General features: G+C 42.0%; 18 protein-coding genes. 12 read left to right on the forward strand and 6 right to left on the reverse strand.

Annotated features, from left to right (window positions below):
* Positions 1-36: 36 nt before the first annotated feature.
* From EC846_RS14045 to EC846_RS14055, 3 genes are all read right to left on the reverse strand, one after another.
* On the reverse strand, positions 37-1,038 hold the full coding sequence (locus tag EC846_RS14045) for an SUMF1/EgtB/PvdO family nonheme iron enzyme (protein ID WP_123775536.1): 1,002 nt from the start codon (positions 1,036-1,038) through the stop codon (positions 37-39).
* Complete coding sequence (locus EC846_RS14050; RefSeq protein ID WP_123775537.1) at positions 1,035-2,717, reverse strand: arylsulfatase; 1,683 nt, start codon at positions 2,715-2,717, stop codon at positions 1,035-1,037. The genes EC846_RS14045 and EC846_RS14050 overlap by 4 nt, the downstream gene beginning before the upstream one ends.
* Positions 2,718-2,850: 133 nt before the next feature.
* Positions 2,851-3,468, reverse strand: coding sequence for a rhomboid family intramembrane serine protease (locus tag EC846_RS14055; RefSeq protein ID WP_004770342.1), 618 nt, complete (start codon positions 3,466-3,468; stop codon positions 2,851-2,853).
* A 153-nt stretch (positions 3,469-3,621) separates the two neighbouring features.
* Between EC846_RS14055 and nfuA the strand changes: the two genes are divergently transcribed.
* The 10 genes from nfuA to EC846_RS14105 all read left to right on the forward strand — a co-directional run bounded on the left by nfuA (position 3,622) and on the right by EC846_RS14105 (position 18,911).
* Positions 3,622-4,260, forward strand: a complete 639-nt coding sequence (nfuA, locus tag EC846_RS14060; RefSeq protein WP_004770341.1) for a Fe-S biogenesis protein NfuA — start codon at positions 3,622-3,624, stop codon at positions 4,258-4,260.
* Positions 4,261-4,571: 311 nt separating this feature from the next.
* A complete protein-coding gene (locus EC846_RS14065) occupies positions 4,572-6,293 on the forward strand; it encodes an amidohydrolase (protein ID WP_123775538.1) in 1,722 nt (573 codons plus the stop codon).
* A 156-nt stretch (positions 6,294-6,449) separates the two neighbouring features.
* On the forward strand, positions 6,450-8,168 hold the full coding sequence (locus EC846_RS14070; protein ID WP_123775539.1) for an amidohydrolase: 1,719 nt from the start codon (positions 6,450-6,452) through the stop codon (positions 8,166-8,168).
* 172 nt (positions 8,169-8,340) lie between these two features.
* Positions 8,341-9,102: a TorF family putative porin gene (locus EC846_RS14075; RefSeq protein ID WP_123775540.1), complete on the forward strand. Its 762-nt coding sequence runs from the start codon at positions 8,341-8,343 to the stop codon at positions 9,100-9,102.
* A 382-nt stretch (positions 9,103-9,484) separates the two neighbouring features.
* Entirely contained in the window at positions 9,485-10,744 is a 1,260-nt protein-coding gene (locus tag EC846_RS14080) for a Zn-dependent hydrolase (protein ID WP_123775605.1), read from the forward strand.
* Positions 10,745-10,821: 77 nt separating this feature from the next.
* A complete protein-coding gene (locus EC846_RS14085; protein WP_123775541.1) occupies positions 10,822-12,222 on the forward strand; it encodes an aminotransferase in 1,401 nt (466 codons plus the stop codon).
* A gap of 206 nt (positions 12,223-12,428) precedes the next feature.
* Complete coding sequence (locus EC846_RS14090) at positions 12,429-13,844, forward strand: aldehyde dehydrogenase family protein (protein ID WP_123775542.1); 1,416 nt, start codon at positions 12,429-12,431, stop codon at positions 13,842-13,844.
* 112 nt (positions 13,845-13,956) lie between these two features.
* Positions 13,957-15,285, forward strand: a complete 1,329-nt coding sequence (locus EC846_RS14095) for an APC family permease (protein WP_123775543.1) — start codon at positions 13,957-13,959, stop codon at positions 15,283-15,285.
* A 72-nt stretch (positions 15,286-15,357) separates the two neighbouring features.
* On the forward strand, positions 15,358-16,443 hold the full coding sequence (gene aguA / locus EC846_RS14100) for an agmatine deiminase (protein WP_123775544.1): 1,086 nt from the start codon (positions 15,358-15,360) through the stop codon (positions 16,441-16,443).
* A 458-nt stretch (positions 16,444-16,901) separates the two neighbouring features.
* Positions 16,902-18,911: a ligand-gated channel protein gene (locus EC846_RS14105; protein WP_123775545.1), complete on the forward strand. Its 2,010-nt coding sequence runs from the start codon at positions 16,902-16,904 to the stop codon at positions 18,909-18,911.
* 37 nt (positions 18,912-18,948) lie between these two features.
* On the opposite strand, the gene EC846_RS14110 is transcribed toward EC846_RS14105, so the two are convergent.
* Entirely contained in the window at positions 18,949-19,956 is a 1,008-nt protein-coding gene (locus EC846_RS14110) for a hypothetical protein (protein WP_123775546.1), read from the reverse strand.
* A gap of 25 nt (positions 19,957-19,981) precedes the next feature.
* Positions 19,982-20,995, reverse strand: coding sequence for an alpha/beta fold hydrolase (locus tag EC846_RS14115; protein ID WP_123775547.1), 1,014 nt, complete (start codon positions 20,993-20,995; stop codon positions 19,982-19,984).
* Between the two features lie 236 nt (positions 20,996-21,231).
* Here EC846_RS14115 and EC846_RS14120 point away from each other — a divergent pair, with 236 nt between their 5' ends.
* Together EC846_RS14120 and aac(6')-I are read left to right on the forward strand one after the other, a co-directional pair.
* Positions 21,232-21,846 carry a carbonic anhydrase gene (locus tag EC846_RS14120; protein ID WP_032810306.1) on the forward strand — a complete coding sequence of 205 codons (615 nt, stop codon included), beginning with the start codon at positions 21,232-21,234 and terminating at the stop codon, positions 21,844-21,846.
* 104 nt (positions 21,847-21,950) lie between these two features.
* Positions 21,951-22,391 (forward strand): AAC(6')-Ighjkrstuvwx family aminoglycoside N-acetyltransferase, encoded by a 441-nt coding sequence (aac(6')-I, locus tag EC846_RS14125; RefSeq protein WP_123775548.1) that lies wholly within the window; start codon positions 21,951-21,953, stop codon positions 22,389-22,391.
* Positions 22,392-22,418: 27 nt separating this feature from the next.
* Here aac(6')-I and EC846_RS14130 read toward each other — a convergent pair whose 3' ends face one another.
* The gene (locus EC846_RS14130) at positions 22,419-23,042 is read right to left on the reverse strand and encodes an arylesterase (RefSeq protein ID WP_171410037.1); all 624 of its coding nucleotides are present in this window, start codon (positions 23,040-23,042) and stop codon (positions 22,419-22,421) included.
* Between the last annotated feature and the right edge of the window lie 30 nt (positions 23,043-23,072).

Below are 23,072 nucleotides of genomic sequence, written 5' to 3' on the forward strand. Positions count from 1 at the left end.
AACGGGACTGAAAATTTTTAAATGAGATTTATATCACTATTGAGACCTTAACACGGTTCTAAACCCGACATGTGTTGCCGCCAGATCAAACTCCTGAGGATAACGACTGCTATTGCGATAACGTGCACAGAAATTAGAAGCACATAAAAAAGAGCCGCCTTTAAGCACATATTGCGTAGTCGCACTATTTTGCTGGCGCAGATCCGTATAATTTCCCATATGTTGATCATGTGCGCCATGATAGACAGAAGACGTCCATTCCCAAACATTCCCGATCATATCGTATAACTGAAATGCATTGGCCGCATAACAGCCGACAGGGGCAACGCCTTCAAAATGGTCTTCAACTGTATTCTTAAGTGGGAATTCTCCTTGCCAATAATTGGCTTGCGGATGTTGATGGGCATCCTGTGGTGCCTGATGAAGAGGGGTATCATTTTTTGAACCCGCCTTGGCTGCATACTCCCATTCCTGTTCAGAGGGTAAATCGTGCCCCAACCAGACTGCATAATGTTCTGCATCATTCTTGGTGACATAGCGGACTGGTTCGGAGGGTAGTGGTGCTTGACCCGACGGGCCATTTGGCGTTTTCCATGTGTAATCAGCCTTTAACTGCCACCATTGATTAGGCTGATTGGCATCTGGAGAAAATACCGCTGCCTGCTTCTGTTTTTCTGCATCTGTGATATAGCCTGTGGCTTTGACAAAACTGGAAAACTGGGCAACCGTGACCTCCGTTTGATCGATCCAGAAGCCATCTACTTGACGTTCCTTTGCACCAAAATTGAGTTCATCTGGATAGGCCTGATTGGAACCCAGTGGAAATGAGCCTTTAGGAATCCAGACCATCCCCGCTGTTTTATGTTTTTGCCATGCATTGGGCAAGCCAGAATAGCTCTGGCATTGTGATAAAGAGCCTAACAATGCAGGTTGAGTTGTTGGGTATTGTTGAGATGGCTTTACTTCTGGCCCAACTCTACTGCAACCTGCCATAAGGGACAGGCTACAGAGGGAAACGAGAAGGGGATTTAGTTTCATTGAAGATTGTATTCCTTGACCCCATTTTGCTGGGTGTATTTGTTATACACATCTACCAGTTCTTGCAGTTTTGCAGGATTAGTTTGGGCCAGATTTTGGGTTTCACCACGATCATTTTTCAGGTTGTAGAGTTCCCAAGTGCCTGTACCCAGCTCAGCTTTACCTTGTAAGGCAATTTTCCAGTCACCCTGACGTGCATATTTACTGCCATGTAATTCATCGGCAAAACTAAAGTTAACGGGACGAATGGCCTGAGCTTTATTTTCGAGTACCGATTTCCATGAATAGCCACTTGGGGTATTAATCTGGCGACCTTTATATTGGCCTTGTGGCACGGCAATATTGGCGTAATCTAAAACCGTCGGGAAAACATCCAGCACGGAAGCAAAACCATGATGCGTGCTTTGTGCTTTGGTTTGATAAGGGAGTTTTACGATTGCTGGGGCAGTGGTTGCGCCTTCACCCGCCGTATCCTTCCATAAGTGGAATGGTGCAGCACTCACTTCTGCCCAACGTGGCCCCACATAATGATAAGAACTTGATGTACCTACGTTATTGACACTGTTATCAAAGCCAGATTCAGTGCCATAGTTGCCGCGGATAAAACCTTCTGCGCCATTATCTGAAACAAAGAAAATGAGCGTATTGTCATATAAATTATTGCTTTTGAGATATTGGATGACCCGCCCAATATTAGCATCCAGATTTTCCACCATGCCTGCATAGATTTCCATTCTGCGGGCTTCCAGCGCTTTTTGTTCAGTTGAAAGCTCATTCCATTTGCCATATTTTTGAGGTGCATTTTGCGTGGCAATCGGTTCAGCTGCAGTGAAGTTGGCTGGGATCAAGCCCAACTGTTTCTGGCGAGCAATACGCGCATCGCGAATCACATCATAACCCGCATCGTAGACACCGCGATAACGGTCTCGATATTCGGCAGGCGCTTGTAAAGGCCAGTGCGGCGCGGTGTAAGCCGCATAAGCAAAGAATGGTTTGCCTGAATCTTTGCCAGATTCTAAATAGCTGATCAGCTTGTCGGTGAAATAGTTGGTTGAGAAGAAATCATCAGGTAAAGATGAAATAGGCACTTCTTTGCCATCTTCCGTATAGGTCGCATTGCGTTTATAGGCACTCGGCGCTTGTTTAAAATGTAAGTCCAAGCCTTGTAATAGGGTAAATGAATGATCGAATCCTTTGGCATGTGCGTTGGTTTCAGGTGTCAAACCTAAGTGCCATTTGCCACTGATATAAGTACGATAGCCATTGTCTTTTAAAACTTCAGCAATCGAAAGCGAACGTTCATTCAAATAACCTTCATAGCCGGGCTGGCCTTTTAAATGTGCAGGCGTCAGCTCAGCCATTGCCCCAATTCCTGCCAAATGATGGTCAGTACCTGAAATCAATTGCGAACGTGTTGGAGAGCAGGTTGGCGCTGTATGGTAGTCGGTTAAAATGCGGCCCTCTTGCGTCAGTGCATCAATATTCGGGGTGTGAATTTCACCGCCAAACGCACCTAAGTCTGAATAGCCTAAGTCATCGGCCATGATGAATAAAATATTGGGCTGTTTCTTGGTTTCAACCACAGTATTGGATTCATTTGAATCATCATTACTGCACGCTGAAATCGAAAGACTAAAGAGGGCAATCGACAAGGTAGTGAGAAGGCTGTTACGAGGCATGAGATTCGACTTAATCCATTAAAATAATGCAGTCGAGTTTAGAGAGATGATTTTTATGATAAAAATAATTAAAATTTGATTGTTAATCTTAAAAAAAGAAAAGCCCCAAAACTGGGGCAAATCGTGAATGAATTTAAAAAGGAAGCTTGGTCAACTGATTCAGGAAATGTGGAACAACGCGAGGTTCCAGAATGATGGTCACCACCACACCGTAGGCGGCTCCCCAAAGATGCGCACTGTGGTTGATATTGGTGTTGCCACGTTTGCCCGACCAGATGCTATAAGCGACATATAAAATTGCAAAAATAATCGCAGGCACAGGAATGAAAAAGACAAAAATCAGATTCCAAGGCTGGAACAGGATATAGGCGAATAGCACCGCTGACACGGCGCCTGAGGCTCCTAGACTGGCCCACTGTGCATCATGACGATGTTTTAGGTAGCTGGGTAAGATCGCAACGATTAAGCCACCCAGATAAAATAAGACAAAGCCCATGTCATAGAAAAACTGACGATAGAAACTTTCAATGATATTGCCAAAGAAAAACAGCGTGATCATATTGAATAGGAGATGTGTACCATCGGCATGAATAAAACCATGCGTGATAAAACGGTCATATTGCCCACGTTGCATGGCAGGAGGCCAGAAAATCAGACGATTCATCACGGCCTGATTGGAGAAGGCCAATAAGGAAATTGCAACTGTAATAATGATCAGGGTCACAGTGTGCCCAAAGGGTAGATGTAACATAAATATTTTAAATTGATCAGAGTCTAAGCAATAATGCCATTAAAAACTTAATAAACAATGATCTTGCATAGAATTCCTACAAAAATGGTTGAATTTTTTTAATTACCCTCCATCTTCGGTTAATATAACGACATCAGCTTGAGGATTATTGTTATGTCGACTGAGAACACCAACACTGCTGTCGCAGAAGAAATTCCAAACCTTTTAATTACTCCCTCTGCACAAGAGTACTTAGGTGATTTATTAGCAAAGCAAAATACACCAGGGATTGGCGTTCGTGTTTTTGTAGAGAATCCAGGTACTCCACGTGCTGAATGTTGTATGGCATATAGTGCACCTGATGAAGTGGTGCCAACAGACTATAAACAGGATTATCCAGATTTTCCTGCCTATGTGGATGCGCCATCAATTCCGTATTTGGTTGATGCGGTAATTGACTACAACAAAGATCGTTTTGGTGGTCAATTGACGTTCCGTGCACCGAACTCGAAAGTGCCGCGTGTTGGCCCAGATGCATCGATTGAAGAACGCATTACTTATGTATTGCAATCAGAAATTAACCCTGGCCTAGCAGGTCATGGCGGTAATTGTAGTCTGGTTGAAGTACAGGATAGCCCAGAGCATGGGTTGACTGCTGTATTGAAATTCGGTGGTGGATGCCAAGGTTGTTCTGCGATTGATGTAACTTTAAAGCAAGGTGTAGAAACCACATTAAGACAGCATGTACCAGAGTTACAGCGTGTTGTGGATCAAACGGATCATACACAAGCAGAAGGCGCGTATTTTAAATAATCGCTAGACATCTACTGTCGTTTAAAAAGTCCTTTCGAGGGCTTTTTTTGTTTTTTTAAAAATTTGATTTTTAATAATTTAAATGAGAGGTGATTTTACAAATAAGTACAACATTAAGTTACCTGAATTCAGGTCTTATTCAGATTTGTTAATTACTCCTGATCAATAAAACAGAAGGCAACATCTTTAATCGAAGTATAGAAAGTTGAAATGGTTCCTGTCTTTGCAGGCAGATTGGTTCTAGGCTTTATGACAAAAATAGACAAAATAAAAATGAGTAAAATAAGTCTAGATAAGGACGTAAGGGATTTATGAATAAGAAATTAGTGTTAGGCATCAGTATCGGTGTCATGAGTTTGGCAAGCTATGCGAAAACCCCACAAGTTGATGTGATTGTGGTGAATGCTGATGTACGAACCTCAAATCCAGCCAAGCCCAAAGCACAAGCATTTGCCGTGGAAGATGGAAAGTTTGTGGCTGTCGGCAATAATACCTATATCCAGAAGATGGCAACCAGACATACACGTGTCATTGATGCCCAAGGTCAAACGGTTATTCCAGGTCTCACTGATGCGCATACGCATTTTGGTAGTGGGATGGAGATTGCACAAGGTGTTGATTTGTATGGTCTCAGTGATCGTGCTGAATGGTTCAAGCGGATTGCCGAACGTGACAAGCAGCTCCCAAAAGGGCAATGGATGACAGGCGGGCGCTGGGATATCAGTTTACTGTCAGAGCAGCAATTACCGACACGGCAGGAGCTAGATGCGATTGTGCCAGATCGACCAGTGGCCTTGCTGGATATTGATTATCATACGGTATGGCTCAATAGCAAAGCGATGCAATTACTGGGAATTGATCAAAATACCATAGCACCTGAAGGGGGAGAAATTGTTAAAGATCAGTTGACAGGGGAATTGACGGGGATATTTAAAGAAACAGCCGCAACTCAACTGGTTCGTAGAAATCCTGTTTATTTAAAAGCGGTTGTGGCTGGAAAAGAAGCCATACCTGTTCTGGAGAAACTGGTTGCACATTTCAACCGTTTGGGTGTGACTTCTGTGCATGATATGTGGAGAAGTGATTGGTCTGTTTATCCTGCAATGCTACAACAAAAGCAACCATTACCAATGCGAGTGTGGTTTGGCTATATGGCTGATACCTCCACAGAAAAAACGACAACGGCGCAATTTGCTGAATATGCAAGACAACGGGATGAACTGAATCAACAATTTAAACAAAAAGAAAAGCAATGGTTGCAAGGACCACAATTCCGTTATGGTTATCTCAAATATTTTGTCGATGGCACCTTATTTAGTTATACCGCTGCATTAAATGCCGATTACGCAGATCGCCATGATTTTAATAGTGAGCCTGTGAGTTCACAGGCCAAATTAAATGATCTGGTCAGCAAGGCAAATGAGGTGGGTTTTCCAGTTGCCATGCATGCGATTGGTGATAAAAGTGTCGATATGGCTTTAAATGCGATTGAAAATAGCCCTAAACATCGACAATTTGCTAATCGAATTGAACATATTGAAGTCATGAGTGAGGCTGCTATGCCTCGTTTCGCCCAGTTAGGCGTGGTGGCTTCGATGCAGCCTGATCATGCCATATCTGGTAATTATCAGGAATCTCGTTTAGGTGAGGCGCGTATGCCATACAGCTATGCATGGCAGTCTTTATTGAGCAGTGGGGCTACTCTGGTGTTGGGAAGCGACTGGCCGACGGCAGCAGAAAATCCAATGTTACAACTCAGTGATGCCATATTTCGTGAATACAATGGAAAAATCCGTTATAGCGATAATGCCTTAAGTTTGGATGAAGCTCTATATGCCTATACGCAGGCACCTGCCAATGTTGCAGGCTGGGGAAATGAAACGGGTAGTATCAGCGTTGGTAAATGGGCCGATTTCGTCATTTTACAAGGCACTTTACAACCACCATTACCTAAAAACCTGAAGGATTGGCAAGTTGCTGAAACCTGGTTTGCGGGCAGACAGGTATATGCTGCAAAGCCTAAATCTGAATAAAAGCACTTGGCTATTCTTTGTTTTCAGTTTGGATAAGCTGTATTTCCATAAAAATGGTTCCTGCATTTTTAGCTAAATTGGTTCTAGGTTTTATAAAGAAAGCAAAGAGAATAAAAATGAACAAAAAATAAGTTTGGATAAGGACTTAAGGGATTTATGAATAAGAAATTAGTGTTAGGCATCAGTATCGGTGTCATGAGCTTGGCCAGCTATGCGAAAACCCCGCAAGTGGATGTGATTGTGTTAAATGCCGATGTTCGAACCTCGAATCCAGCCAAGCCAAAAGCACAGGCCTTTGCCGTGAAAGATGGAAAGTTTGTGGCTGTCGGCAATAATACCTATATCCAGAATATGGCGACCAAGCAGACACAAGTTATTGATGTAAAAGGTAAAACAGTTCTTCCGGGATTAACCGATGCGCATACCCATTTGTTGGGCGGTCTGGAATTATGGGACGGTGTTGATCTGTTTGGAATCACGGATCGTCAGGAATGGTTTAAATTAATTGCTAAAAGAGATAAAGAATTACCGAAAGACGCCTGGTTAGTAGGAGGACGCTGGGACATCACGGGCCTGAAAGATGATCATTTGCCAACCCGTCAGGAGTTGGATGCGATTGCTCCAGATCGTCCTGTGGTGTTACAGGATATTGATTATCACACGGTTTGGGTCAATACCAAGGCGATGCAAGTGCTGGGGATTGATAAAAATACCAAAGCACCAGAAGGTGGCGAGATTGTCAAAGATCCACGGACAGGTGAGCCGACAGGGATTTTCAAAGAAACTGCGGGTACTCAACTGATTCTAGGGAATCCTAAATACACCAGTGCCTTACTGTCAGGAAAAGCGGCACTGCCAGTCGTTGAAAAGATCATTGCGCATTTTAATAGTTTGGGCATTACCTCTGTACATGATATGTGGACTGAGTTAGATACGGTTTATCCTGCTTTGCTGGAGTCGAAACAGGAATTACCAATGCGTATCCGTTTTGGATTAATGGCGGGTGATGATCAGGTAACGCCTGCTGATTTCCAACGTTATGCGAAGCAACGTGATGAACTGAATCAGCAATTTATACAAAAAGAACAGCAGTGGAAAAAAGGGCCGCAGTTCCGCTTTGCGTATATGAAATATTTTGTTGACGGCACATTGATGAGCTATACCGCTGCATTAAATGAACCGTATGCAGATCGTCATCATTTTAATATTGCCCCAATTACGTCACAGGCAGATCTGAATAATTCAGTGAAAAATGCCAATGAGGCAGGCTTCCCTGTCGCGATTCATGCGATTGGCGATAAGAGTGTGGATATGGCCTTGAATGCGATTGAAAACAGTCCAAAACATCGCCAATTTGCCAATCGAATTGAACATATTGAGGTTCTATCTAAAGACGCTATTCCACGTTTTGCAGAGTTAGGTGTTGTGGCTTCGATGCAGCCTGATCATGCCATTACAGGTAATTATCAGGAATCCCGTTTGGGCAAGGCGCGTATGCCATATAGTTATGCTTGGCAATCTCTGCTCAGTAGCGGCGCAACCATGGTATTGGGAAGTGACTGGCCAACAGCACCTGAAAATCCAATGTTACAGCTCAGCGATGTGGTGTTTCGTGAGTATCAGGGTAAAACCCGTTATAGCGATAATGCTTTGAGTCTGGATGAAGCTTTATATGCCTATACCCAAGCACCTGCCAATGTTGCAGGGTGGGGCGATGAGATTGGCAGTATCAGTGTCGGGAAATGGGCTGATTTTGTGGTCTTACAGGATGCTTTAAAAACACCACTCAACAAAGACATTAAGGACTGGAAAGTTGCCGAAACCTGGTTCGCTGGAAAACAGGTTTATAATGGGAAGTTAAGCAAAAATAAATAGGTATATTTAAAAAAGAAAGTCAGGTGGCTTTCTTTTTTACTTTTATTTGATTGGTTGTATTTTTAAAAAATAATAAATGGCTCTTCTGATTTTTTGAAATTGGTTCTCGATTTATAAAATGTGCACAACATAATCAAGATTCAAAATAATCATATGCTAATGGAATAAATGGATGATCAATAAAAAATGGATTTTAGCTGTAATTGCATCTGTGTTGATATCACCAGTAAATGCAAAATCAACTGATCATGATCAGGGTGATAATAAGGACAGTTTTTTAGTCAGTGGTTCGCTTGCATTTTTAACAGAGTATTATTGGCGAGGGACGACGCAAACCAAAGGAAAACCTGCTGTTCAAGGAATATTAAGGCTCGATCATGATTCTGGATTTTATACGCAACTATTTGCATCGAATATTCAGCTAGATATAGGAAGTAGTTTAGAGCTGGATTATTATATTGGCTATAATTATCAAATAAATAATGATCTAAAGTTGAATCTGCAATATCTTGATGTGAACTATCCTGATGAAGATAAGACGCTGCCTCGTGTCGATTTTGAGGAATATTCAATAGGATTGATGACTTCAAATTTACTCAATGCTCAGGATGAGCTCAACCTGTCTTTTTATTACACACCTGATTATACCTTTGAAACAGGTAAAATGCTGCGTTATGAGGCTGGTTATCGTTATCCAATTGCGGATCAATGGAATATATATACTCAAGTGGCCTATAACCAGTTCGCAAATAAAAATGCCTATGCCGTACTTTGGGGAACTGATGAGAAAAGTCATTTTTATGATTATAAAATAGGGCTGGATTTTAACTATCAGGATTTTATCTTTGATCTTTATTATGCCAATGCAAATGTTAATAAAGATCTACCAAGTGCGGATAAGACAGTGGTTTTTAGTTTAACTAAAATTTTTTAATTTAAAAATAAATCTTTAAATAATTAAATAAGATACTTTTGGTGAGTATGTAATTATTTATGTTTTAAATGTGGTTGATGTTGAACAACAGCCAAAATGTTTTATATATAAAACATTTTGGCTGTTTTGTGTTCGGATTTGGGTGGTGTTAGAAAAGACTCAAAAAATAATAAAAATAAATTGATTTTTCTAAAAATAAGATTAGTTTAATGCTCTGTTTATTTGTTTGAAAAACAAAAGGAATTATTTTTTATTCATTCATACTTAAATTGGTACCTGTTTTTTTGGAAGAATTGGTACTCGTTTTTAATTGAAGAATTAATCAAAGTAGCATGAATAAAGTGATATTAAAAATATATCGATAAAAGGGATGTTAAAAACAATGAGAGTGAATGCAGAGCGCTTATGGCAGATGCTCATGGATATGGCAAAGATCGGTGCGACCACGAAAGGCGGAAATACACGATTAGCGCTCACGGATGAAGATATTTCAGGCCGGGCTTTACTGCTTGAATGGGCCAAGCAGATTAATCTTTCTATTCATTATGATGAAGTGGGTAACTTGATTTTACGCCGTGCAGGGCAAAACCAAACCGCATTACCTATCGCTATGGGCAGCCATTTAGATACCCAGCCAAAGGGTGGTCGCTTTGACGGAATTTATGGTGTGCTGGCTGGCATGGAAGTGTTACAGCGCTTAGAAGAACAGAATATTGTTACTGACCATCCACTTGAATTGGTGGTCTGGATGAATGAAGAGGGTGCACGCTTCACTCCTGCAATGATGGGTTCAGCAGCATTCGCTGGCGTATTACCTAAACAGCAAGTCTATGACACCACGGATAAAAACGGTATTTCTGTTTATTCGGAGCTGGTTCGTACAGGGCAATTGGGCGATTATCCGTTGGCTCGTCCATTTCAGGCTTATTACGAAGCGCATATCGAGCAAGGGCCAGTACTGGAAAGAAACCAGATCTCGATTGGTGTGGTGACAGGTGGTCAAGCCATTCTCTGGTTAGATGTCGAAACCCAAGGTAAAGCTGCGCATGCTGGTACGACTCCAATGAATATGCGTAAAGATACTATGGTCGGCACGGCAGAAATGATTGTCGCGATTGAAAAATGCATTCTTGAGAAATTCCCACAAGGCTTGGTGACATTTGGTGAAATGCAGGTCGCCAATTCATCACGAAATACCATCCCAGGCCAGATTCAGTGGACCATTGATTTACGTCATCCTGATGATGCAGCACTGAAAGCAATGGAAATCGAAACAACTGCAATCTTATCTCGTCTAGCGATGGAACGAGATCTGGAAGTTCGCGTATCTCAACATTGGCTGAGTCCAGCGACTTATTTTGATCCGACTTGCGTTGCAACAGTTCAAAATGCTGTTAACAGTTTGGGATATAGCAACCAGACAATCGTGAGTGGTGCAGGACATGATGCGATCAATATCGCAAAACATTGTCCAACGACCATGATCTTTATTCCTTGTATTGATGGTTTAAGCCATAACGAGGCAGAAGATATTTATATGCAAGATGCCGCTCAAGGTGCCGATGTGCTGCTGAATGCCATTTTAAATTATGACGCGCAGTCAGCCGCACAAGTCGCTCAAAAAAATACAGCAACAGTTTAATTATCAACAAATTAACAATGTGTAAGACATGCATGCTGCTGGAATGGAGCATTGCAATAAAGATGGATGGATAGAAGATGAACTCAAAATTACCAGTAGAAGTAGATATTCAGGATATCTGGCAAAAAGATAAGGATCATGTGATTCACCCGTGGACAGATTTTTCGACATTTAAAGACGAAGGTTCTTTAATTATGTCTAAAGGTGAAAATGTCTATGTGTATGATGCACAAGGCAATAAATATCTAGATGGTATTGGCGGCCTATGGTGTGTCAATGTCGGTTATGGTCGTAAAGAAATTGCCGATGCTGTTGCTGAACAGATCATGGAATTACCTTACTTTTCGCCTTTTGGTCATCAAACCACAGCGCCAGCAGCCAAGTTGGCCGCTAAACTGGCGGAGTTGGCACCGGGTAACCTGAATCATGTGTTTTATGGTTGTGGCGGTTCGGTGGCGAATGATACGGCGGTACGTTTAATTCACCACTATTTCTATCAAATCGGTAAGCCGTCCAAGAAAAAATTGATTGCTCGTAAAGATGCTTATCACGGTAGTACCTACATCAGTATGACCTTGACGGGAATTGAAGCCGATCATGTCGGTTTCGAAATTCACAACGAACTGGTTCACCATGTGTCATGCCCAAATCCATACCGTAAGCCTGCATCGCAGTCGATGGAAGATTTCTGTAATGAAAAGGTTCAGGAACTGGAAGATACGATTCTGAAACTTGGCCCAGATAATGTGGCTGCTTTCTTTGCCGAGCCAATCATGGGTGCAGGCGGGGTGATTGTTCCACCAGAAGGCTACCATGCCAAAACTTTGGCAGTATGTAAGAAATACAATGTTCTGTATGTGTCTGATGAGGTGGTCACTGCATTTGGTCGCTTAGGTCATATGTTTGCTTCAGAAGCCGTGTTTGGCATTGTTCCTGACATTATTACCTGTGCAAAAGGGCTTTCTTCAGGCTACTTACCTTTAGGTGCAACCATTATTTCTGATGAGATTTATGACGCCATCAGTAAGCCGCATCATGAAGGTGGTTTGCTTACGCATGGCTTTACCTATTCAGGCCATCCAGTGAGTTGTGTGGCTGCACTGAAGAATATTGAAATTCTGGAAAAAGAAAAGATTTGTGAACATGTTCAAGACACGGGCGTTTACTTTGAAGAGCAATTAAAGACGCTTGCGGATCTGGAAATTGTCGGTGAAGTACGCGGCAAAAAATTCATGATGTGTATCGAAAACTTACGTAATAAAGAAACCAAAGAACTATTTGACCGTTCTGTTGGCGTCGGTAAACGTATTGCGAACCATTGCCAAAAACTCGGTTTGATTGTTCGTCCAGTGGGTCACATGAATGTCTTGTCTCCACCATTAATCCTGACACGTGATCAAATTGACTTTGCTGTGAAAACCTTACGTCATGCGATTCAGAATACGATTCAGGAATTAAAAGCTGAAGGTCATTTATAAGCCAAATCTCTTTGTTTCCCAATGAAAAATCAACTTGCCTCGCGGGGCGAGTTGAGTCTCGCTGATTGATAGAAATAGCGGGAGAACAACAGATGATGTCGATGGAATGAATGAGGAATAAAGCGGACATGATTGACATGAAGCAGGCTGAAATCCTGTAGAGAGTCACGATGAATCCGTTTTAGTACCCGTATGAGAGCAAGCAGATGAAGAATTATATCAATGGAAAATGGGAAAACACGACAGGAACATCCCAGATTACGGTGGTCAATCCAGGCAGTGAAGAGGAATTAATCCGATTTACTACGGCTTCCCCGCAGGATGTAGATGCTGCCGTAGCTGCTGCACAACAGGCACTGGAAAGCTGGAGTTTGACAAGCCCTGAGGAACGCGCGAATTGGTTAAATAAAATTGCCGATGCGATTGAAGCAGCAAAAAACACCTTGATTGAACTTTCCCACCGTAACAATGGTAAATCTTCGGAACAAGCACAAGTCGATGTCGACAACAGCATTAAGTGTTACCGCTATTATGCCAATCTAGTTAAAAGCTTTGCATTTAGTCAGGTGACTGAATGTGACGGTGGTATTGAACTGACGCATCAGCAAAATCCCGTCGGTGTGGTTGCTTTAATTACGCCGTGGAATTTCCCGTTAATCACCAGCGCATGGAAAATCGCACCCGCTCTTGCTGCAGGTTGTACGCTCATCTTTAAACCTTCCGAGTTGGTACCTTTGCCTGAATATGCATTTACTCAGCTGTTGGATCAGATCCAGTTTCCTCAGGGTGTATTTAACCTGATTTTGGGAGATGCAGTTGCAGCGCAGCATTTGGTGACACATCCAGAGGTGAATAAAGTCTCTTTCACTGGTAGCACAGAGGTAGGCATTCATGTGATGCAGGCCGCAGCCCGTTCGGTTAAACGCGTCACATTAGAGCTAGGCGGCAAATCGCCAATCCTTATTCTTGAAGATGCCGATCTGGATGAAGCAGTCGATAAAGCACTCGGCGGTATGTTCTATAACAGTGGTCAAATGTGTTCTGCGACCTCACGTTTATTGGTGCATCAATCGATTGCCGAACGCTTTTACCAGAAGTTTAAAGCTGCGGTGGAATCAATCACTTTGGGTTCAGATCTGAGCGGTCCATTTGCAATGGGGCCGATGACCACACAAAAGCAATTTCAGAAAGTTCATGAATACTTAAGTATTGCGAAAGACGAAAAACTCCAAACTTTAATTGATTTCGAGCAAATTGCTGTACCTGAAAAAGGCTTTTTCATTCAGCCGCATGTTTTTGTCAATGTTCCGACAGAAAGCCGATTGTGGAAAGAGGAAATCTTTGGCCCTGTGATTTGCTGTCGAAGTTTCGAGACTGAAGAAGAAGCTATTCGCCTTGCCAATGACTCTGAGTTTGGTCTGGCTGCAACCATTATCACAGGGTCTTTGGAGCATGGTAAAAAAATTGCCAAGTGGCTTCGTTCTGGTCATATCTGGATTAATTCCCATCAAATGATTCAACCCGGTTCGTTATGGGGCGGTTTCAAAAAGAGTGGAATTGGGCGAGAACTAGGGCAGTCGGGGATGCAAAGTTATCTCGAAGAAAACGTGATTACGCTCTAATTTTTCCAACTGCTGATTGAATCGGGAAAGGGACTTCTCTGTTCAATAGCACCATCCAAGATGAATAAAAAAGCACTGCGAAAATATTTGCATTGATGCAGGAGAAACGTGCATGGAAAGCGAAAACAAACGAAAAGGGCTCTCACTATGGCAAGTCGTTGTCATTGGTGTGGCTTATATGGCTCCAGCAACCGTATTTGATACCTTTGGTATTATTTCAAGAGTCACTGAAGGGCGGGTTCCTCTAGCTTATATCTTGGCCTTGTTTGCAATGCTATTGACGGCATTTAGCTATGCACGCTTTAGTAAACTCACCCCAAAATCAGGATCAGCATATACCTACACCACTGAAACATGCGGCAAGACAGCGGGTTTTTTTGTGGGCTGGTGCTCGCTTATTGATTATCTACTTATTCCGCTGGTTAATGTTTTACTCGCGTCCTTTTATCTCCATGCATTGATGCCTGACATTGCCTATACCACTTGGGTGGTGATCATGGTCGGGATCATCACGCTGATCAACAGCTTTCGTATCAATATTCTGGCGAATTTTAGCTTTATCTTTATTGCAGCCACGATTTCAATGATGCTGGTATTTATTTTTCTGGTAGTCACAGGGATGGGGCATTCGCAAGGTTATCAAAGCCTAGCGACAATGACACCCTTATTTAATGGTAATCCTGAATATCTAACCTTGCTGACAGGTGTGTCATTGGTGTGTTTCTCTTATTTAGGTTTTGATGCGGTATCGACCTTAGCCCATGAAAGCCGCAATCCGACCAAGACCATTCCTCGGGCAATTATGCTCACAACATTATTAGGCGGCCTTATTTTTATTACGGTTTCCTGGTTTGTTCAATTGTCCTTTCCGACATTAGAACAGTTTAAAAATCCAGATGAAGCCTTACCTGAAATTGCACTCTTTGTCGGGGGCGTATTTTTCCAGTCAGCTTTGCTCACTGTACAGATTATGAATGCATTTGCCTCTGGTTTAGCCTCTCATGCCAGTGCTTCGCGTTTACTTTACATCATGGGGCGTGATGGTGTGTTTAACCAAAAAATATTCGGTTATGTGAATAACAGATTAGGTACGCCGTTATATTCGATTTTCTTCGTCGGCTTGATTTCTCTGTTGGCAATTAAAGTCGACTTAGCAACCGTTGTGAGTCTGGTGAGTTTTGGTGCCTTGATCGCCTTTACAATGGTGAACTTCTCTGTATTCATGAAATTCTTTGTGATACGTAAAGAGCGCGCAGGTTTAAAAAATATTTTCTTCAATCTATTGCTACCACTGGCTTCGGTGTTGTGCTTATTAGGTTTGTGGGTACATCTGGAAAAATCAGCGCTGGAATTTGGTGGCGTGTGGTTATTGGCTGGCGTTTTACTGTTGCTTTATAAGCGTATCCGCAAACAGCCACTTTCGTTCGGAGCCACGACTTAAACCGTTTTAATCAATTGATTTGATAAATGAATATTTGATTTCTAAAAACTTGAAAATATGGAGATAAACTATATGGAACAGAATGCGACAACCCCAAATCAGCAAGGTTTTAGCATGCCTGGCGAGTGGTCTGCACAAGAAGCTGTATGGATGGTCTGGCCTTATCGTACAGATAACTGGCGTGGAAATGGTGCGCCTGCACAACAGGCTTTTGCACAGGTTGCGGCTGCAATTGCTCAGAAAACGCCAGTATTTATGGCTGTTCCTCAAGCTGAAATGGAAAAAGCACGTCAGGTTATGCCTATACAGGTGACTCTGGTTGAAATGGAAAGTGATGATGCATGGACACGCGATACGGGGCCAACCATTGTCAAGAATGCACAAGGCCAGAAAAAAGCCATTAATTGGGTGTTTAATGCTTGGGGCGGGGAAAATGGTGGATTGTATTTCCCATGGGATCAAGATCAACTGATTGCAGGCAAAATTGCTGCTCAACATGGCATTGAGACGTACTCGACACCGCTGATCTTAGAGGGCGGGGCAATTCATGTCGATGGAGAAGGGACGTTATTGACTACAGCAGAATGCTTGCTCAATCCAAATCGAAATCCACATCTGTCTCAGACTCAGATTGAAAACATTCTGCAAGAATGTCTCGGGGTAACGACTTTTATCTGGCTGCCTCAAGGTGTATTTAATGATGAAACTGATGGGCATGTCGACAATATGTGCTGTTTCGTTCGCCCAGGTGAAGTTGCATTGCACTGGACAGATGATATCAATGATCCGCAATACGCGCGTTCACAAGCCGCATTGAAAGTGCTTGAAAATACGAAAGATGCAAAAGGCCGCCAATTGAAAGTATGGAAGTTACCATCACCGGGTCCACTCTATGCCAGTGGAAATGAGACGGTTGATGTTGATAAGGGCAATGCGATTGAACGTTTTGAAGGAAATCGTTTGGCGGGTTCTTATGTGAACTATCTGATTAGTAATCAGCAGATAATTTTCCCATTACTGGATGAACGTACCGATGAACAGGCAAAAGCATTGTTCCAGCAGATGTATCCAGACTATCTCATCACAGGGGTACCAGCGCGAGAAATCTTACTGGGTGGTGGAAATATTCACTGCATTACCCAGCAAATTCCAGCTTAAGTCACGATGCTGCAAGCAAGTTGAAAAGTAACTATAGATCGGTAGCGCTTTTCAACTTGCTCAGTCAATGAATGGATGAAATAATAATAAAAAAATACTGGAAAAGTATCATAATTTTAAAGAGATCATCTAAAGCATAAAATGCCCAAAAATTTGAACATCTTTATTCATTTGATGATTGCAATAAGAATGACAAAATCGTGTAAGCTTAATCTTCATATTTTTTATATAAGAATTTCATATTATTCTTAAATAAAATTAATGGATTGAGATAATTATTTTTGACTTAAAATTAAAAAGTTAAACTTGTTTTCCTAAACTGATAAGCAAACAATGTGAATGAAAAATGAATTTATAAATAATAATAATTATCATTTGTATTGAGTTTTATTTGTTTTTTGTTAGAATTCCCATAAATTTTAAGCAATCTTTAAGATATCTCTGAATCGGGTGGGAATATGTCCAACAAAATAGCACGTCAATCACTCCTCACTATTTCCGTATTGGGCGGTATGATGGCGCTTGCACACGCAGCAGAAATTCAAGCGAATAAAGAGGCTGTACAACTGGAAAAGATTGTTGTTACAGCAAGTGGATTTGAACAGGACATTAAAAAAGCAGCAGCATCTATATCTGTGCTTACACAAGAAGAAATTAATAAAAAAGCATATCGTGATGTAACCGATGCTTTAAAAGATGTACCTGGCGTGGTTGTAACAGGGGGCGGTAGTTCAAGTGATATCAGTATCCGCGGTATGGGCAGTGCGTATACGGTCATTATGGTCGATGGCAAAAAAGTAAATACACGTTCGGTACGCCCAAATAGCGACAACTCGGGTATTGAACAAGGCTGGTTACCGAATATTGGCGCCATTGAACGTATTGAAGTGATCCGTGGACCAATGTCTGGCTTATATGGTTCAGATGCAATGGGCGGTGTCATCAACATTATTACCAAGAAAAATGTAACTGAATGGACGGGTTCCATTAAGCTTGATACCACGTTGCAGGAAAATTCTGACTCAGGTAATCAATATCAAACTAATGCTTACATTGCTGGGCCTTTAATTGCCAATCTTTTATCATTTAAAGCCAATGGCCTATATTCTCAACGTGATGAAGATGAAATTTATGGTGGCTATAGTAAGCAAAAAATTCGTGCAGGCGGAGCTGCCTTTAGTCTGACTCCAAATGATGATCACACGATTGATCTGGAATATCAACGTTCGATTCAAAACCGTGATGCAACTGTTGGTAAAAGTATTTCCCCCGTACAAACGGGCAGAAACCCACCAGCAAACTCACTTACAGATTACTATCGCACAGAGTATAGTTTGACGCATCGTGGCAAAATTGGTGCGGTAGAAACACATTCTTATATTCAGCGTGAAGAAAACGAAAACCCGTCACGTAATATGGAAGCGACCAATACCACATTTAATACCATCAATAAAATTAACTTTGGTCGTCAGAGTCTGAGTTTTGGCGGGATGTACCTCAAAGAAGAATTAGATGACAAAGGTAACCAGTTAAGTGTCGGTGGAGCGAAACCTGTTTCCAATCTTGATCGTTATAGCTGGGCATTATTCGCTGAAAATGCATGGAATATTGTCGATGACTTCACTTTAACCAGTTCACTACGTTTAGATAAAGATGAAAAATTTGGTGATCACTGGAGCCCGAAAGTGTACGGAGTATGGGGCTTAAATGATAATTGGGTCATTAAAGGTGGTATTTCAACGGGTTATAAAACACCAGCACTGCGTGCGACCGTTGCTGAATGGGGACAGGCAACAGGCGGTGGACAAAGTAAAGGTGTGATTGTCGGTAATCCTGATTTAAAACCTGAAAAAAGTGTGAACTATGAAATGTCCTTTAACTGGGACAATTTAGATAACCTGACGGCGGGTCTTACGTTATTCAATAGTGAGTTTAAAGACAAGATCACTGAAATCAGAACCTGTCAGGGGGCATCTGGGTCAATGGGCTGTGACTGGTTGGGTGAGAAGTTTGACTTTGTCAGCCTGCGTGAGAACGTTGATAAAGCCAATATGCGTGGTGCAGAAGCAACATTTGGCTGGAAAGTCTTACCAAATGTGAACTTGAGTGCGAATTACACCTTCACGGATACTGAACAAAAGAGTGGCGCGAATAAAGGCAAGCCTTTAAATGAAATGCCTAAACATATGTTCAATACAACCGCAGACTGGGAAATTAACGATCAGTTCTCAAGCTGGGGACGTGTGAATTACCGTAGTAAGACATCGGATTACTTAAGCCGTACTGCTATGGCAAAAGGTAAACCTGCTTATACGATGGTAGATGTGGGGGTAAATTATAAGCCAACGCAAAATATTGCTGTTGCCGCAGGGATCTACAATCTATTTGATAAAGAGATTGATACTGCGACCTATAACTATGTGTTAGATGGTCGCCGTTATAATCTTGGTGTGACTTATAGTTTCTAAGACATCAATTGAACTTGAAGGGTAGGGTTACAAAGCCTTATCCTTCTACTTTTAAGATATGCATCACTTGTTTCGAATAATAAAACCTCTCTAAATACGTGCGAGCACGCTCACGCAAATAACCCGTTTCGATCACATGTTGCAGTACAGGCGCAAGCAAATGGCTGAGTTCATTTTCAATCAGGGCTTCATCAATATTCAGATCACGTAATAAAAGATCAAAACTCCGTTCCTGATTACGTGCGTACCATGCATACACACCATCATGTACTTGTCGTTTTAGATACGGTGTTTGACGAATATGATCCCAAATCTCATGCCCCATCTCGACGGTTTTTGGTAAGTCTTGTACTTCTACATAATTACGCAATACCGATAAGGGCATGACTTTAATTTTATGCCAGAGATTGGCCTGAAAATGATAGAGCTTGTCATCATTAAAATGCTGATTCAGCACTCTCTCACTCATTTGACTGATTTTTAAAATATTCTTTTGTAAATAATGCGCAATGGTTTCATTCAGATTGGAATCCGTTACTGTTTCTAAAACAGATTTGCCCATTTTCATAAAATGTCCGACACCTGGGACACGTTTCGACATGACTGAATTATCCAGATAATCCTGAATCGAGTGCTGGATTAACTGGGTAATCAATGCAGAGAACGCGGGATTGTTCACCACGGTTTTAATTAAACGCTGGCGGTGTCCACTTTTACTGGCAACATACTGGGCAATCGAATCTACGGTAAGAACAGGAATAACATCTTCAATCGTGGTCTGGTCATTAATCGGGTGAATCAGGGCAAAGCGAATATGTTCTGCAATTTGTTCAACTAGAAATGCACTTGCGGGTGTCGCAAGAATTTGTTTTTCGATCAGGTTGAAAATCTGTTCAAAAGACCAGATCTGCTGTAACGGCTGTAAACGCAACCAATGATAGAATTGTTTAAATTCCGATTGAATGGTGTCTGGTTGTGCAAACTCATGCTCAAGAAAGTCGAGCTGTGCATCAATCAGTTGTTCTATCATTGGATGTTTAGACATATATTCTCAAATCGCTAAATTAAGTTTATTGCGCTGGAGCCACAGCAGGTTTTTGTGCCTGAATCTTGCTGAGGAAAGGTAGATATTGCTGAACCACTAGTTGATCTGCTTCCAGAATCGGCATATGACCGACATTGTCCAGAATGACTGGTGTCTGGGCATTTTTTAGTAATGCTTTTAACTCAGGGACCACTTCAACATTGACGATTTTATCTTGCTTACCCCATAAAATCAGGGTCGGTGCATCAATTGATCTTGCCAACAAGGCAAATGAATCAGGCGTATAGAGCTTATTTAAGGCAATGACTTGATCGACCATTTTCTGGGTTTGCTCAACCTGACCAATCATCATTTTTTCTTGCGCCTGAGCAATTTCCTTTGGAATGAATGGCGGGGTAAACATGGCTTGTTGCATCAGGAAATTGAAATCTCCTTTCTTGCTCACAATCATGTTTTTCACCTGATTTGGATCTTTTAAATAAGGCGTGGTCGCTGCCTTATAGACACCCGCCGCATCAATCAGGAATAGGCTTTTGGTTTCAAAAGGATATTGACCTGCATAGAGCATGGCAATAGAACCACCCAGTGAATGACCAGCAACATGCGCTGGGCCTGTCAGATTGGCAGCTTCTACAAAACGGCGTAATTTCTCTGTGACATTCGGAACAGAATAGTCAAAATCTTTAGGTACTAATGTTTCACCACTGGCTGGTAAATCAGGAATGATGACGTGGTAGTTTGCCGTGAGGGCGCGTGCAACACGGTTCCAGTTGTCACGACTGCCTGCAAGACCATGAATTAAAATGACGATTGGCTTACCCGCTTGACCGCCTTCACTATACGACCAAGTGATGTCACCTACTTTTAAGGTCTTGGTTTGTAAGCCAGCCCATGCACGCTCTTGTTGCAACAGGTTTTGAAAATTCATTTCTATTTCGGCAGCTTGAGTTGTACTCACTGCTAGTGTACTTAAGCTACAGACCAGCAAAGCAGCGCCAAAAGCCTGACGAAAAGGTTGGGTAAGTCGGGTATTTATCATCGTTGTTCAATCCTTGATCTATTTTTAAACCAATTGATTATTGAGGAAGAGACGACGCGAGTCATTTGCATAATCTACAGATGTATGGAAATTCTTGCCAATGAAATCAGCAATTTTCCGCTATTTTACGGTTCAAAAGATTAGCAAGTATGCTGATCGTTTCTATTTTTGTCAGTGACTTTCAAACGGGCGCACATTAAACTGTTGCCTTAGGTCAATCACACATGGATACACACATGCTCACCGCACAAGAAGCATTAGAACGTTTAAAAGCTGGTAATGCCCGTTTTGTAAAAGGAGAGGCAGTTCAACAAAGATTGTTATCTCACCAAGAACGTGCCGAGATGGCAAGTGATCAAAATCCTTTTGCAATTGTTTTAGGCTGTTCTGATTCACGTGTACCTGCTGAAATGGTTTTTGACCAAGGCTTGGGTGACTTGTTCGTGATTCGTGTGGCAGGCAATATTGTGGCGCCTTCACAGGTCGGCAGTGTTGAATTTGCAGCAGAGCGTTATGATTGTGCTGTTGTGGTGGTACTGGGTCATAGTCATTGTGGTGCGATTCAAGCCACGATTGATACCCTGATGAACCCTGATCAGCCGCCTTCATCGAATTTAATGTCGATCGTAAACCGTGTCCGTCCGTCGGTTGAAATCTTGATGCAAACCGAACTCAAAAATGATTTGAAAAAATTGTCTGCGCATGCGGTACGTTCAAATGTATTTGCTTCTGTGAATCAGCTCCGTCATGGTTCTGCTGTGCTGGAAAGCCTGATTGAAAAGGGCAAAATGATTGTCGTTGGTGCAGAATATTCGCTAGAAACAGGTGAAGTTTCTTTTTTTGATTTCTAAGAATCAGGGCGAGTTTTAACTCGCCTTAATTTCGCTGTTGGAAGCATAAATTTTAATTTTTTATTGAATTAGAAAAATAAGTGAAGCAAAAGGGCAGAATCGATATGAAAATCATGCCTGTAACCGAGCCGTTATTGGCCGACTGGCTGCAATTAAGAATATTACTCTGGCCTGATCATGAAGACGCGCATTTACCAGAAATGCGGCGGCTACTCGAACAACCATATACTTTGCAATTATTAAGCTATAACGATCAGCAGCAAGCAATCGCCATGCTAGAAGCGTCTATTCGATATGAATATGTAAATGGTACACAAACCTCACCTGTGGCTTTTCTGGAAGGCATTTATGTCTTGCCTGAATATCGACGTTCAGGTGTTGCTACCACTTTGGTGCAGCAAGTAGAAGACTGGGCAAAGCAATTTTCCTGTACTGAATTTGCCTCAGACGCAGCAATTGATAATACGATCAGTCATGCCATGCATCGCGCGCTGGGTTTTCAGGAAACCGAACGTGTGGTTTATTTTAAGAAAAAGATCAGTTGAAATCGTCTATTGAGTTGAAGGTGCAGTTTATAACGCACCTTTAATATAAGGATATGCCAGATTCAGCATCATTGGCTGTGCTTTCGCATTTGGATGAATCTGATCGTTCTGGATCAAGTGTTTTTGTCCCGCGACACCTTCAAGAAAGAAAGGCAGTAATTTCACTTTATATTGTTGGCTGATCACCTTGTAATTATTTTCAAAAGCCTTGCTATAGGCTGTGCCGTAGTTAGGCGGTATTTTCATCCCAAACAGTAAAACATGGGCTTTCTGCTTCTGACTCAGCTGCACCAATTCGGCAAGATTTTTTTGAATCATTTGTGGCGGCTGACCGCGTAAGCCATCATTGCCACCCAGTTCAATCACCACCACTTCTGGTCGATAGGTTTGCAATAATTTTGGCAGTCTTGCCAGTGCACCACTGGTGGTTTCTCCACTGACACTTGCATTGACCACCTTGTGCTGTTTCGGATACTGTTGGTCTAAACGTTGTTGTAATAAGTGAACCCAACCTTGTTTTGCATCTATGCCATAACCTGCGCTCAGGCTATCACCCAAAATTAAAATAGTCTTTGCTGAAACCAGTGTCGGGATCAAACAGACACTGATCATTGCAAGCGTTTTAGATACTGACAAGATAACTTTAGATATTTGCATTGCACTTCAAATTTGTCCTAAAGG

The sequence above is a fragment of the Acinetobacter sp. BIGb0102 genome, from assembly GCF_003815055.1.
GTDB lineage: Bacteria > Pseudomonadota > Gammaproteobacteria > Pseudomonadales > Moraxellaceae > Acinetobacter > Acinetobacter vivianii.